Here is a 14,920-nt window from a genome sequence, read left to right as displayed (position 1 = left end):
TCTATGCTCCGTCCTGGGCCGGGTGGCACGGCGTGGCACGTTCGCCCGCGGCACTGGGCAGGTGGCCGGGGCCGTTGCGGTGAGGCACGGTGGCGACTCCTCGTCTGGATGGGGTCCGGGACGGCGTGAGCATCGCATCGCAGATTCAACGTTGTCAACGACTCCTGTCGTGGCGGGCATCCGGAGAATCCGGTCCGTCATCGCCGTTCTTGCGGTCTGCGACCCCGTACTTCCGCCGCGAACTGGGCAAATCGAGGGCTCGACAGCCACATCGCCCATCTCTTCGTGAAACCCGCGAGAAAGAATGCCGACACAAGGGTATTGACGACGATGTACTAGCCGGACATGCTGATGCCGCTTCCCCGAGAGCCGGCAGCGGCCGGTAGAGAAGGGTCACCGCATGACCGCTTCTCCGCTCTCGCCCTCGGGGTCGCCACCAGTCCGGACGGACGGGTCCGGCTCCACTGCGGAACGCCGGACAGCCTGGCGTCCGGACCGGGTGTCGACACCTGCCGGGCGCCGGAGATCCCGCGCACACCCGACGGTGTGTTCCACCTGTACGTCAGTCGTGTCCGAGGCGTACCGAACCGGCGGGACGGCGACGAGCGGCAGATCCCGCACCGCGCCGGACGGACAGGGGCGACGGCTCCCCGGCCCGCGACGGCCGCGTCCTCGGCTCCAGCCACCCCGCCCGACCGACCCTCGACAGCCACCGGGCCGAGCAGGTGCCGTCACTCGGCCGGGACGCCCCCGTCCCCGACGCCGTATCGCTGCCCCGAACCACGCCACCCCCTCGTCACCTCCCCCTCTTACTCACGTCCTTTCAGGAGGAAGCCATGTCCGTCGACAGCGCCGGCGCCGGCCCCGCCCACCTCAGCAGACGCCGTTTCGTCCAGGGCAGCGCGCTCGCCGCGCTCCTGGGCGGCAGCGCGCTCGCCACCACCGGCTGCTCCACCAGCACGGCGACGGCCGGCTCCGGCAAGGGCTCGGTGTCCTTCTTCTCCTGGGACACCCAGGCGGTCATGAAGCCGGTGCTCAGCGCCTTCACCAAGGAGACCGGCCTCGGCGTCTCCTTCTCCTACGCGCCGCCGGTCCCGCAGTACGTCTCCACCCTCACCACCCGTCTCCAGGCCAGGACGGCGGCCGACGTCTTCATCCTCACCGCCGAGGACAAGCAGGCCGTGGGCGGCGGCTTCGTCAAGGACCTGTCCGGTCAGAGCTTCCTGAAGACCATGAACTCGGCCAACCGGGACTTCATGACGGTCGACGGCAAGGTCTACGGCCTGTCCATCTCCTCCTGGGCCGGCGGCATCATGTACAACAAGGCACTGCTCGCCAGGGTCGGCGCCACCGAACTCCCGGACAGCTGGACCGGGTTCCTCGCCCTGTGCCGCAAGCTCAAGGACAAGGGGATCACGCCGTACTACGACACCGTCCAGGAAGGGAACTTCATGTCCCTGTGGGGGCTGCTCGGCGGCTACTTCGCCGACCAGGGCAGCTTCCCGGACCAGGACATCTTCGACGGCAAGACCACCTTCGCCGACACCTGGACCGAGCCCCTCGTCGCGTACAGCAAGCTCTACACCGACAGCCTCACGCCCAAGAGCATCCTGGGCCTGACCGGCGACCAGGTCGTCAGCGAGTTCGCGGCCGGCCGGGTCGCGATGTTCGGCGCGGGCACCTGGAACGTCCCGTCCGTCCAGAAGAGCGCCCCGGACCTGTCCTTCGAGACCGAGGCGATCCCCGGACTGAAGACGGGCACCACCTACTGGACCGGCGCGGCCAGCCCCGGCTACGCCGTCAACGCCAAGGCCAAGAACCCCGAAACGGCCCTGAAGTTCCTGGAGTTCATGGCGAGCGCGACCGGCGTCAAGGCGTACGGCGCCTCCAGTGGGGCCATCACCACCACCAGCGACTACACACCGACCGTCGCCGCGGGGCTGACCAACCAGGCGGCCGGGGCCCGTTCGGGCAAGATCTACCTGCCGGTCGTGGCCTGGCCCCGGCACTCCAGCGAGCTGAGCGCGGAGCTCAACGCCCGGATGCAGACCATGGTGCAGGGCAAGATCAAGCCGCAGGACATCCCGGCACTTCTGGACAAGAAGCTCAAGCAGCTCGACGGGAAGTAACAGCACCATGGCGACCGAGACTTCCGGCCTCCGGAGCGAGGCGCGCGCCGCAGCCGCGGCACCCGCCGCGCGCCCGGCCCGCCCGCCCGCCACCAGCCGCGGAATGCGCGAGCGGCTGGTCACCCAGGCCTTCCTGCTGCCGATCGCCGTCGTGCTGGTGGTGCTGTTCCTGGTGCCGCTGGCCGAGTCGGTGTACTACAGCTTCACCGACTACAGCGGCTTCTCCCCGCACCGGCACTGGATCGGGCTGGCCAACTACCGGGCGATCTTCACCGACCCCATGATGCTGGATGGCCTGGGCTTCACCCTGCTGTACGCCGTCGCCACCACCGTCGTCGTGACCGTGCTGGCGATCCCGCTCGCGACCGTGCTCAACCGCCGCTTCCCGGGCCGGAACCTGGTCCGCGCGGCGTTCTTCTTCCCGGCCGTACCGAGCATGGCGATCCTCGGCCTGGTGTGGACGTTCGTGCTGTCCCCGCTGTCCTCCGGGGTGATCAACTCGGTGCTGGGGCACCTGTTCGGCGTCGGCCCGGTGCCGTGGCTGTCGGACAACGACCTGGCCAAGGTCTCGGTGATCCTCGTCGGTGTGTGGGCGCAGGTCGGCTGGCACGCCGTGCTCTATCTCGCCTATCTCCAGTCCGTTCCGAGGGACTACTACGAGGCCGCCACCATCGACGGGGCCACCCCCCGCCAGCAGTTCTTCCGCATCACCCTGCCGCTGCTCGCACCGGCCATGACGGTCAGTCAGTTCCTGCTGCTCATCAACGGCCTGCGGGTCTACGACCTGCCGTTCACGCTCACCAAGGGCGGACCCGGATACTCCACCTACACCCTTACCCAGGTGCTCGTGCAGCGCGGTGTGAGCGAGGGGAACTACGGCCTCGGCGCCGCCCTGAGCCTGCTCTTCCTGCTCGCGGTCGCCACCGTGCTGACCGTCCAGCTGGCCGCGACCCGGCGGCTGGAGAGGAGGTTCCGCTGATGGCCGTACTCCCGTGGCTGCGCCGGCGCGGCTGGCCGACCAGCGCGTACATGCTCCCGCTGTCCGCGGCGATGGCGCTGCCCTTCTACTACGTCCTGGTCAACACCCTCAAGACGCAGGAGCAGACGGCTGCCTCCCCACTCGGGCTGCCCACCTCGCCGGACTTCTCCAGCTACCGGCGCGTCCTGGACCAGGTCCCGGTGGCCGCCGCCTTCGCCAACACGGCCTATGTCACCGTCGTCTCGGTGGCCCTGATGGTGCTGATCGGGGCGATGGCCGCCTACGCGCTGATGATGCGGCCCACACGGTTCAACAGGCGCTTCGGCAGACTGCTGCTGATCGCCTTCGTGATCCCCACCCAGTCCACCCTGATCCCCGTCTACCAACTCTTCGTCCACCTCGGTCTGGTGGACAGCCTGAACGGACTGGTGCTGGTCTACAGCGCGGGCTCGATCTTCTGCTGGTTCATCATCCAGGGGTACATGGCCACTCTGCCCTTCGAGATCATCGAGGCCGCCCGTATCGACGGCTGCGGCCCCTGGCTGATCTTCTGGCGGATCGTGCTGCCTCTGATCCGGCCGATCCTGGTGACGGTCGCGGTCTTCCAGACCATGTGGATCTGGAACGACTTCTTCACGCCCAACGTGTACCTGAGCGATCCCGCCAAGAGCACGATCGTGCTGGAGGTCTACACCTCGGTGGGCCAGTTCCAGGTCGACTGGCCGGCCTTCCTGACGCTCAGCGTGATGGCACTGATCCCGATGGTGGTCTTCTTCCTCGCCGTGCAGCGGCACATCATGTCCGGCCTGCTCAGCGGCGCCGTCAAGGGCTGAACCCGGTTCCGAGGCCCTCCCTCCCCTGATCGGCCGGTGGCCACCGCGCGCTCCCACCTGCCCGGTTTCGCGTGCCGTGACCACCGGTCTGCACCACCTCACACATCCGCTCACGTTCGAAGAGGAACGCAATGCGAAGATGGCGACACCGCCTCCTGGCGGCGGCAGCGAGCGCGGCAGCCGCCGTGGGCCTCGCGATCGTACCCACCACCGAGGCGCACGCGGCGACGACCTGCACCACGTACTACGTCTCCTCGTCCGCAGGCAGCGACAGCAACGACGGATGCAGTTCGAGCACTCCGTGGAAGACCCTGACGAACGTCAACGCCACCACGTTCACGGCAGGCAACCAGATCCTCTTCCAGGCCGGCGGCTCCTGGACCGGCGAACTGGCACCGCAGGGCTCCGGCTCCAGCGGCAGCCAGATCGTCGTCTCCAGCTACGGCACCGGCTCGGCCCCGATCATCGCGGGCGGGGGCGCCTCGGCCGCCGTCTACCTGGACAACCAGCAGTACTGGACGATCCAGAACCTGGAGATCACCAACACCACCACGAGCGCCGCGCTGCGCAGCGGCATCCAGATCCAGAACGACACCAGCGGCATCCTCAACGGGATCCACATCCTCAACAACAACATCCACAACGTGAAGGGCTACTGGTCAAAGAGCGGCCCGCAGCCCAGCACGTCGTCGGGCATCGCCGCGAACCTCAGCGACTCGTACACCACCAACGGCTGGAACGACCTGCTGATCCAGGGCAACACCCTGACCAGTGACGACGCGGGCGGTATCTACATCGGCTCGCTCAACGGCACCGGGCACTCCATCGTCACCACCAACGTAGTCATCCAGAACAACACGATGTCCGACCTCGGCGGCAACGACGTGGTGTGCGTCTACTGCGACTCCCCCGTGGTGCAGAACAACACCACCACCAACAGCGGTTACCGCTACTCGGGCGCGGGCTACTGGATGGCGCTCAACAACGGCGGTGTCTGGCAGAACAACGAGGTCTCCCGTCAGTGGCGTGCCCTGTGGGACGGCGAGGCGTTCGACATCGACCACGACAACAACGGCGTGGTCATCCAGTACAACTACAGCCACGACAACCCGTTCGGGTTCCAGGAGTACTGCTGCTCCAGCACGTTCGGCGCCACGAACTCGGTGGTCCGCTACAACATCAGCCAGAACGACGGCGCGATGGGAGCGGTCCTGCCGACCCTGGAGGGCATCGCCTCCAGCGGCACCACGAAGGTGTACAACAACACCATCTACATGGGACCGGGTGACAACGGCGCCGTCACCAACACCACGGCGGCCGGCAACAACGTCACCTTCTCCAACAACATCATCGACAACCAGGGTTCCGGCGGCAGTTACTCCTCCTCCGGCACCTGGACGCACAACGACTTCTACGGCAGACACGACAGCACCCAGCCGACGGACTCCTCCGCGATCACCACCGACCCGCAGTTCATCGCCCCCGGCGGCGCGGGCACGGGCATCGGCACGGCGGTCGCCTACAAGGTGAAGTCCACCTCACCGGTCATCGGCGCCGGCACCCTGATCGCGAGCAACGGCGGCTCCGACTTCTTCGGCAACACCGTCTCCTCGACCGCCGCGCCCAACATCGGCGCCTACAACGGCAGCGGCGCCTCGACCACGCAGAGCTACGGCGCGGTCTGGCCCTTCGAGGAGGGCACCGGAACGACATCCGCGGACGCCACCAACCACGCCAACACCGCGACCCTGCAAGCCGGGGCGTCGTGGACCACCGGCAAGGTCGGTTCCTACGCGGTCAGTCTGACCGGCGGCAGTACGAGCTACGTCGACGTGCCCACCACGGCGATCGACACCAGCACCAGTTACTCGGTGGCGGCCTGGGTCAAGCTGAACAGCGTCAGCGGCAACCAGACCTTCGCCAGCGTCGACGGCTCCACCATCAGCCCCTTCTACCTCCAACTCACCGGCGGCAAGCTGGCGTTCACGGTCCGCGCCGCCGACTCGACGTCCGCGGCCTACACCCAGGTGCTGGCCACGTCGTCGGCGTCCACCGGCACGTGGTACCACGTGGCCGGGGTGTACGACGCGAGCGCCGGCACGATCAAGCTGTACGTCAACGGCGTTCTCCAGGGCTCCACTTCGTTCTCCTCGGCCTGGAAGGCCACCGGGGACACGGAGATCGGCCGCGGCAAATGGAACGGCGCCAACGTCGACTTCACCAACGGCGCGATCGACGACGTGCGCATGTACTCCAAGGCGATCACGGGCCAGGAGGCCGTCGCCCTGGCGACCGTGCCGACCGCCTACTACGAGCTGGACGAGGGCAGCGGCGCGAGCACCGCCAACTTCATGGGGCTCAACGCCCCCGGCGGTCTCGTCGGCGACTCGGCCTGGACCGGCAGCGGCAAGGTGGGGGGCAACTCGGTGAGCCTGTCCGGCAACACCGCCAGCCAGGTCACCATCCCCGCGACCGTGATCGACACCAGCGCCAGCTACTCGGTGGCGGCCTGGGTCAAGCTGAACAGCGTCAGCGGCAACCAGACCGTCGCGAGCGTCAACGGCTCCACCATCAGCCCCTTCTACCTGCAACTCACCGGCGGCAAGTTCGCGTTCACCGAGCGCGCCAGTGACTCGACGACGGCGGCCTACACCCAGGTGGTCGCCACCTCCTCGGCGTCCACCGGCACGTGGTACCACGTCACCGGCGTGTACGACGCGAGCGCCGGCACCATCAGCCTGTACGTCAACGGCACGCTCCAGTCGAGCACTTCGTTCTCCTCGGCCTGGAAGGCGGTCGGCGCCACGCAGATCGGCAGCGCCTGGTGGAACACCGGTGAGGTGGACTTCACCAACGGCTACATCGACGACGTCCACTTCTACCAGCGAGCCCTGACCACCACCGAGATCTCGGAGCTCGCCGCCGGCTGACGGCTGAGTCACGAGCACCGCGACAGGTGGCGGAGTCCGGCCCGGCCCACACGCCGGGCCGGACTCCGCCGACCGCCCATGGCGACTTGGAGGAGCCGGGCATGAGCACGAAGGTCCGCCAGACACACAGGCCCGCGACCCGCCCGAGGCCGGCGCCGACCCGCCCGGGACGACGGCTGTTGCCGTGGCGGCTGCTCGCCGCCTCCGCACTGGCCCTCGCGGCACTGGTCACCGCCGTCTCCCTGCTGACGGCCGCACGCGACACCCCGAGACCGGCACCGGCTCCCGCGCTCACGGCCACGGTCGCCACGATCGACGGACAGGCCGTCCCCGTAAGGGAGTTGAACCTATACCTCGCCCAGGAGCGGGCGGCCACCTTCAGCCACTTCCAGCAGAAGTACGGCGCCGCCGACGGCCCGGCCTTCTGGACCACCTCCCACAACGGCCAGACCCCCGCCGCCTACCTCAAGAAGCACGCCCTGGCCGACGTCACCGAAGCCACCGTCCGGCTGCGGCTCGCCCAGCGCTACGGCCTGCTCGCCGACTCCTCGTACGCCGCCTTCCTGGCCGGCTGGCGCTCGGAGAACGCCCGCCGGGAGAAGGCGGTCGCCGCCCACCAGGTCATCTACGGACCCGTGCAGTACACCGAGCCGAACTACTTCACGTACATCCTCGGCAACATCGACTTCGACCTCGCCGAGAAGCTGTCCCGGACCGGTGTCATCAAGACCCCGGACAGCGCGCTGCGCGCCTACTACACGGCCCACAAAAGCGAGTTCCAGCTCGGACACCACACGAGCTCCACCACCCGTGGCACCGGCGTCCGGACCCTCACCTTCGCCGAGGCCCGCAAACAGGTCGCGCAGGCCTATGTCAGCGATCAGTACCAGGCCATGCTGGCGGACCTCGTACGGACCGCGAAGGTGAAGGTGGCGGCCTCCGTACTGGCGGCGGTTCCCGTGGACCGAGCCTGAGGACCCGCGGTTCTCCGGTCCCGGAATCCCAGGGCAGTCGCGTCGATCCGAGGGCCGGACGGCCGCGTCGGGAACATCGGGTCCGGTCGGCGCGGTTGTAAACCTGCCACGCTCTGTGGACCGCGACGTACTTCTTTCCCGTTGGAGGACTTCTCATGACCGACCGGCCCTTGACGCTGATGGCGGTGCACGCCCACCCCGACGACGAGGCCACCTCGACCGGAGGAGTCCTCGCGCGCTGTGCGGCGGAAGGCATCCGCACGGTTCTGGTGACCTGTACCGACGGCAGTTGCGGTGACGGACCGGGAGGCGTCAAGCCGGGCGATCCGGGCCACGATCCGGCGGCCGTCGCCCTCATGCGCCGCCAGGAGCTCGAAGCGAGCTGCGAGGTCCTGAAGATCAGCGATCTGGAACTGCTCGACTACGCCGACTCCGGGATGATGGGCTGGCCCGGCAACGACGCCCCCGGAGCCTTCTGGCAGACCCCCGTGCCGGAAGCCGCGGCCCGGCTCGCGGACCTCATGCGGCACTACCGGCCCGATGTGGTCGTCACCTATGACGAGAACGGCTTCTACGGCCATCCCGACCACATCCAGGCCCATCGCGTCACGATGGCGGCCGTGGCGCTGACCGACCTGACGCCGAAGGTGTACTGGACCACGATGCCCCGCTCGATGATGGGCCGGTTCGGTGAGGTCATGCGGGAGTTGCACCCGGACATGCCGGAGCCGGATCCCGCCGAGGCCGCCGAGATGGCCGAGTTGGGGCTCCCCGACGACGAGATCAGCACCTGGGTGGACACCACCGCGTTCAGCGGCCAGAAGTTCGACTCGCTGGCCGCGCACGCCAGTCAGGGCGACAACATCTTCTTCCTCAAGATGGGCAAGGAGCGGTTCGGTGAGCTGATGGGCATCGAGACCTTCGTCCGCGTCCAGGACACGACCGGGGCGCCGGTACCGGAGAACGACCTCTTCGCCGGACTCCGCTGACCCTCCCCTCGGCCCGGCCGGGAGGCGCGCGATGGTCCCGCACGCCTCCCGGCCGGACGAAGACAGCGGTTTCGGCCGACGCTCTTGACCGAGTGCGCGCTTTGTCCGTCGACGGGTCCGCAGGCCACCTGTAGTGTCCGCCGGGCGGCTGCCGCGGGTGGTCGAGAGCGCCGCCGTCCGCCGGTGCGGGTACGGGTCCAGGTTCGGGTTCGGAGGGTGTTGCGTGACCAGAGTTGTCCGGTACCTGTCACTAGTGCTCATCATGGGCGCCTCACTGATGTTCCCCTCCGCGGGAGTGGCCACAGCGGCTGCGACGACCCCCGCCGCGACCACCGCCGGAGGTTCCTGGCAGCCGCCCCTGTCCACGCGCGGGCGCTACATCGTCGACGCGAACGGCGACCGCTTCCGGCTCAAGTCGGCCAACTGGGACGGCGCCCAGGGTTCTTGGACCGGCAGCGGCAGTGAGGACGACAGCGCCAACCACCACGCCGGGCAGAACTCCCACGGCATCCCGCTGGGCCTCGACCGGGTGCCCCTGACCCAACTGATGGCGGACTTCCACGAGTTGGGCATCAACAGCATCCGGCTCCCGTTCTCCAACGCGATGATCCACGACACCGCCGCCGTACCGGACGCCGCCGTGGCGGCCAACCCGCAGTTGCGCGGCCGGACTCCGCTCGAAGTGTTCGACGCCGTGGTCTCCGCGCTGACCTCGGCCGACTTCGCCGTGATCCTGAACAACCACACCAACACCTCCCGTTGGTGCTGCGGGGTCGACGGCAACGAGCGGTGGAACAGCAGCCAGTCGACCCAACAGTGGGCGGACGACTGGGTGTTCATGGCCCGCCGCTACGCCGCCGATCCGCGCGTGGTGGGAGCCGACCTCTACAACGAGGTGCGCCGTGACGTCTGGGACGACCCCAACTGGGGCGGCGGCGACGCCCACGACTGGTACGCCGCGGCCCAACTCGCCGCCGACCGCATCCTCACCGAGGCCGACCCGAACCTGCTCATCGTCATCGAGGGCATCAACTGGACCGGCATCCCCGTCGACGGCTTCGCCCACGGCCGCCCCCTCCTCACCCCCGCCCGCACGCTGTCGCACACCCTGGTGGCCACCCACAAACTCGTCTACTCGGCCCACTTCTACGGCTACACCGGCCCCCACCACAGCGGTGCCACCGGCATCGGCGAGACCAGTGATCCCCGCTACCAGGACCTCAGCCGCGACAACCTGTTCCAGGCGCTGTACGACGAGGCGTTCTTCGTCTCCCAGGACGACGGCAAGCACTACACCGCCCCGGTGTGGATCAGCGAGTTCGGCATCGGAGCGGGCGAGACGGGCACGGCGGCACGCGCCTGGTTCGGCAACATCACCGACTACTTCGCCGACCACGACGCCGACTTCGCGTACTGGCCCCTGGTCGGCTGGCAGGGTCACGACGACTGGGCATTGCTCCGCTACGACACGGACGGCACCCGGCACGGTCTGCTGGACGACACGGACTGGCGCACCGCCGGGTGGCAGCGGCTGATGTCCGCCCCCTCCCTCAGCGGTCCGGTCGCCCCGGTCCCCGCCTGGCAGATGCTCGACACCGACCACGGCGACTACGTCCAGTCGCTCCGGGTGCGCGCCACGGGCGACTGGGACTCGGGAGCCTCCAAGGCGGCCTGCCCGGACGGCCTGCGTCTGATCGGCCTCGGGCACACCTCGGGCCGAGGCCTGTGCACGGACGTCACGGCGGGCGACCTGCGCGCGGCGAACGGCGCCCAGACGGTCGTCACCGACGAGCGCAACGTCCCCTCGGGCGGCGACTGGGCCTCCGGCTACACCAAACTCCAGTGTCCCCAGGGGCAGTTCCTCATCGGCTACAGCCACCGGGGCACGCGGACATCGGCGGCCCTGTGCGCGCCGGCCGGCACCGCCCTGGCGGGCACGGGCCGTACGGTGTGGTTCGACCGCTCCGACAACCGGCCCGCCGGGTCCGACGCCGGTGACTTCGCCGTCGGCGACTACAAGGGCCAGTGCGGGCCCGACGAGTACGCGGCGGGCATCGCGTACACCACTCGCGTCGGCAGTTCGCCGGGGCCCGCGGCCCTGTTGTGCCGCCGCCTCGCGGGCTGAACCGCGTGGTCGGACCGGTCAGACCATGTCGTCCAACGGGCGTAGTTCGTCGGCGTAGGAGACAGAGGTGCGGCGCAGGATCCCGTTGCGGGAGACGGTGTACTGGCCCATGCGCCACAGCGGTGGCGAGTAGGTGTGGATCGACACGCTGCCGGGGTCGCGCCCGGTGAGGCGGTGGATGTGGTCCGGGCCGAAGCAGAAGACCTGCCCGGCCGGTACCTCGGTCGCCAGGCTGGGCACGCCGACGGCCAGGTTGTGTTCGACGAGGGCTCCCTCGGCCACCGCCACCGCGCCGGACGAGACGTCGTGGTCGTGCCAGCCGGTGTCGTTCCGCGGTGTCCAGCAGAGCACCCAGACGTCGACGTGGTCGTCCCGGTACAGCGAGACGTAGTGGCGGTTGTCGTCGTCGTAGGCCACGTGCTCACGCCAGCTGTCGGGGTCCGCGGCGATCGACGAGGCCAGTTCCAGCAGTTCCCGCTTGTCGAGGTCGCGGCCCGGTAGCGCGTCGAGCGTGACGGCCGCCCGCACGCGGTGCCACGGCTCGGCGTCGCGGGCGGCGGCGGTGTCGAGGTCGGGGGACGGCAGCGGCGCGGTCATGGTCGTACTCCTCCGGGCGGGTGGCGTGGACATCCGGACACACTGAAGTGGGCTTCCTGACCTCGGTGTTGGTGAAGGCCGGTCGCGTCGCGGTCGCACGTGGCAGCGTCTGGTTAAGCGGTTCAGTGATGCGTTCCAGTGAAGCGCTTAAGCCGAGCCGGTGTCAATGCGCGGCGGGCCGCTCCGCCGGGGCCGGTGGCAGCGGCTCGTCAGTCCATGGAGTCGTTTCATGGAGTCGTTACACTGACGGGGTGCCAAAACAGCCGCGGCGGATCACCCTGCGCGACATCGCGGAGGAGACCGGGCTCTCCGCCGCCGCGGTGTCGTACGCGCTCCGCGGGCTTCAGGTGCCGCCCGAGACCCAGCGACGCGTGCGCGAGGTGGCCGACCGGCTCGGCTACCAGGCGGATCCGATCGCCCGCGCCCTCGCCTCCGGTCGTACCGGGTATGTCGGGGTGCTGTGTGGGTCGCTCGCCGACGTCTGGCAGCAGGATCTCGCCGCCGCCCTGGGCCGCAGGTTTCTCGGCGTCGGCCGGCACGCCCTGATCGTCGACGCCTCCAACGATCCCGAACTTGAGGCGACGCTGGCCTCCCAACTGGCCGACCAGCGGGTGGACGCGCTGATCGTGCTGCCGGTCGACCCGGCCGCCGCGCACTGGAAGGAGGTCGCCCGACGGACGGTCCTGACGTCCATCGGCGACGGGCTGCCGGGCGCGGCCACGGCGGCGGAGGTCGTCTTCGACAACGAGGCCGGGGTCACCGACGCCTTCCACCGGCTCGTCGACTGCGGTCACCGCCGGATCGCCGTGCTGACTCCGAGCCGGCCCACCACTCCCGACCGCCCCGCCGAGGTGGTCGCCCATCGGGTCGCGCGGAGTCTCGGGCTGGACGTCACGCTCCACCCCTCCCCGCACGACCTGGACGGTGCCACCGCCGTGGCGCGGACCGTCCTGGTCTCGGCGAATCCCCCGACCGCCTTCCTGTGCCTGGCCGACTCGATGGCCTACGGGGTCTACGCCGGGGCCCGTGAGCTGGGACTCGACGTGCCCGACGACGTCTCGGTCATGGGCTTCGACGACCACCCGCTGTCACGGCTGCTGACCCCGCCCCTGTCCAGCTACCGGTGGCCGGCCGATCTGCTGGTGGACCTGGTGGTCAAGCGGACGGTGAAGGCGATCGACGAGAACAGGCTCAGCCGTCGCAAAGTCCTGCCTCCGGCGGCGAAGCCACGCGGGTCGGTGGCGCCGCCGAGGAACGCGCGCGGCAGGTAGGTCAGCGGAGCCGCGAAGGACTCAGGTTCCGGGAGTGCCGACCTCGTCCAGCCCTTCGCCGGTGGCGAGGCGGGCCCGCACGGTGATCCGCGGGTCGCGGGGCGCGGGCACGGCGAGGGTGCGCGACCGCTCGGTGGCCTTGACGTCTCCGCTCACCGTGAGGCTCGTGACGGCGCGGCTGCCGGCGGCCAGCGCGTACCAGTGGCCGTTCGGGGAGCGCCAGCCGCTCGCGGCCACCACGTGCTGGCCGAACCGGCTGCACGCCGCGGTCGCGCGGGCCGAGGTGATCGTCCGGGCCGGTGCGGCGGGCGCGTAGCGGCTGGTGCGGAAGGAGATCGTCACGTCGCCGGGGCCGCGCCAGGTGTCGGCGCGGGCGCAGGTCCACACGGCGTGGCCGCCTCCGTCGGGCAGGTCCTGTTCGGCGAAGTCCCAGTTGTTGACGGCCCGTACGCCGGTGTCGCTCGACGGCCGCAGCGCGCAGGCCTGGTGGGCCCAGGCGAGCAGGGCCTGGGGGCCGGTGGCCTCGCGGGGCTGGCGGGCGGGCGGTGTGCCGTGTCCGGGCAGCGGCGTGTAGGTGAGGTGGACCGGGGACAGGCCGCCGAGCGGGGCGAGCAGGAACGCGTGGTGTTCGGCGATGCGCGGCGAGGAACGCAGTTGGAGGACCGGCCTTTCGGCGCAGCCCGCTGTCGTCGGCACGGTCGGTACCGGGTCGGTGACGCCGTCCTTGGAGACGTGCAGCGGGCGGGCGAGGACGTCGGGGCGCAGCAGGTCGCGGGTCTGTGCCTCGGCGACCCAGGGGGCGAGCAGGTAGCGGGCGGTGCCGTCGCCGGCCGGGGTGAGGGAGACGGCCGCCGCCGTGGTGACGTCGGCGTCGTCGACGCGGGCGAGGCTCAACTCCGCGTCCTGGGCCGCCGATCGGGTCTCGCTGTACCGGGCGAGGCGCTGTCCGTCGTAGAAGAGCACCACCTCGCGGTCGTCGACGTCTCCGGCGTACAGCAGTTGCGGTGCGGTCGTCGGCGGGGTCGCGGTCGTGGCGGGGGCGAGCCGGAGGCGGGTGGTGGCCTGCGGGTGCGTCCACGCGGTGAGCGCGCGGGTCAGGAGGTCCTGGTCGTGGGCGCGGATGCCTCGGGTGGGCCAGGCGGTGAAGTCGACGCGGGAGGTGTTGTCCCACAGCCCGGCGGCCGTGCGCACCAGGTCCGCCGTACGCGGCACGGCGTGCCCGGCCGGTGTCCCGGTCCCGGTGTCCGGTCGGTGTGTGGTGCCGTCGCCGGTCACGGTCAGGGTCACGACGGTGACCAGTCCGATCGCGGCGGCTCCGAGGAGCAGGCGGGTCCGGCGGGCGCGGCGCAGCAGGTCGGTGGGGCCGGCCTGGAGGGCGCAGGCGTCGAACTCCTGGGAGGCGAGCAGCGCGGCGGGGGATCTGCGTGAGGTCTCCTCCAGGAGGTCCGCGGTGCGCAGGGCGGCGTCCGGGTCGGGTGCGTCCGCCGCCGTGAGCAGGTCGTGGACGGCGTCGGTGGGCAGGCCGTGGACGGTCCGCAGGAGGAAGGCGGCGCGGGCCGCGGGCGGGGCCGCGGACAGCCGTCGCGCCAGGGCGAGTTCGTCCGCCCCGCCCGAACGCGGGAACAGCCGCAGCCCGACCACCAGCGGCAGCCGGGGCCACAGCGCCACGGGGTGGGCGAACCGCGCGGGCCACAGGCGCGGGCGCCGCCCGTGTGCCAGGGCGGCGCGCAGCACCTCGGCCAGGAGAAGGCGCTCGACGGAGTCCCCGGCGCGGGACTCGCCGCGCGGCGCGGGGACGGCGGGCGCGGAGCGTGTGGTGCCCGCGCGGCGCAGCGCGCGCTGGACGAGGGCGTGCGCCACGAGTACGCGCCGGTGTCGGCCGAGTGAGTCCGGCAGGACGAGATGCGCCAGACGGACCAGGTCGCCGTACTGCTCGACGAGTACGGACTCGGCCTCCCGAACCCGAGACCTGACACCACCGGCGGAGGGGCGGAGCGAGCGAAGATGCATGGATCGGGCGCTTTCCGGGAGGGGACGCGGCGAGGTGTCGTTGCGTCAAACGAGTGAATCCCGGACAGGTCACCGTTTCCTGC

General features: G+C 70.2%; 10 protein-coding genes. 8 read left to right on the top strand and 2 right to left on the bottom strand.

Features of this window, described 5'->3' with window-relative positions:
* Nucleotides 1-836: 836 nt before the first annotated feature.
* From ACIQPR_RS25650 to ACIQPR_RS25620, 7 genes are all read left to right on the top strand, one after another.
* Entirely contained in the window at nt 837-2,129 is a 1,293-nt protein-coding gene (locus ACIQPR_RS25650; protein ID WP_403652384.1) for an ABC transporter substrate-binding protein, read from the top strand.
* Nucleotides 2,130-2,136: 7 nt separating this feature from the next.
* On the top strand, nt 2,137-3,108 hold the full coding sequence (locus tag ACIQPR_RS25645) for a carbohydrate ABC transporter permease (RefSeq protein ID WP_403652381.1): 972 nt from the start codon (nt 2,137-2,139) through the stop codon (nt 3,106-3,108).
* A complete protein-coding gene (locus ACIQPR_RS25640; RefSeq protein WP_403652378.1) occupies nt 3,108-3,941 on the top strand; it encodes a carbohydrate ABC transporter permease in 834 nt (277 codons plus the stop codon). Before ACIQPR_RS25645 ends, ACIQPR_RS25640 begins: the two co-directional genes overlap by 1 nt.
* Before the next feature lie 131 nt (nt 3,942-4,072).
* Nucleotides 4,073-6,871: a LamG-like jellyroll fold domain-containing protein gene (locus tag ACIQPR_RS25635; RefSeq protein ID WP_403652376.1), complete on the top strand. Its 2,799-nt coding sequence runs from the start codon at nt 4,073-4,075 to the stop codon at nt 6,869-6,871.
* 101 nt (nt 6,872-6,972) lie between these two features.
* Nucleotides 6,973-7,845 (top strand): hypothetical protein, encoded by an 873-nt coding sequence (locus ACIQPR_RS25630; protein WP_403652373.1) that lies wholly within the window; start codon nt 6,973-6,975, stop codon nt 7,843-7,845.
* A gap of 155 nt (nt 7,846-8,000) precedes the next feature.
* On the top strand, nt 8,001-8,834 hold the full coding sequence (locus tag ACIQPR_RS25625) for a PIG-L family deacetylase (RefSeq protein ID WP_403652370.1): 834 nt from the start codon (nt 8,001-8,003) through the stop codon (nt 8,832-8,834).
* 262 nt (nt 8,835-9,096) lie between these two features.
* Nucleotides 9,097-10,959 carry a glycoside hydrolase family 5 protein gene (locus ACIQPR_RS25620; protein WP_403652697.1) on the top strand — a complete coding sequence of 621 codons (1,863 nt, stop codon included), beginning with the start codon at nt 9,097-9,099 and terminating at the stop codon, nt 10,957-10,959.
* 18 nt (nt 10,960-10,977) lie between these two features.
* Here the strand turns inward: ACIQPR_RS25620 and ACIQPR_RS25615 are convergent, their stop codons facing one another.
* Nucleotides 10,978-11,556, bottom strand: a complete 579-nt coding sequence (locus ACIQPR_RS25615; protein WP_403652367.1) for a cysteine dioxygenase — start codon at nt 11,554-11,556, stop codon at nt 10,978-10,980.
* Between the two features lie 251 nt (nt 11,557-11,807).
* Here ACIQPR_RS25615 and ACIQPR_RS25610 point away from each other — a divergent pair, with 251 nt between their 5' ends.
* Entirely contained in the window at nt 11,808-12,827 is a 1,020-nt protein-coding gene (locus ACIQPR_RS25610) for a LacI family DNA-binding transcriptional regulator (RefSeq protein WP_403652364.1), read from the top strand.
* Nucleotides 12,828-12,848: 21 nt separating this feature from the next.
* Here ACIQPR_RS25610 and ACIQPR_RS25605 read toward each other — a convergent pair whose 3' ends face one another.
* Entirely contained in the window at nt 12,849-14,837 is a 1,989-nt protein-coding gene (locus ACIQPR_RS25605) for a hypothetical protein (RefSeq protein ID WP_403652361.1), read from the bottom strand.
* Between the last annotated feature and the right edge of the window lie 83 nt (nt 14,838-14,920).

This window comes from Streptomyces sp. NPDC091280 (genome assembly GCF_044768565.1).
In the GTDB taxonomy this organism is placed as follows: domain Bacteria; phylum Actinomycetota; class Actinomycetes; order Streptomycetales; family Streptomycetaceae; genus Streptomyces.
Note: the sequence above shows the minus strand (reverse complement) of the source record. Positions and strands in the feature narration are given on the sequence as shown.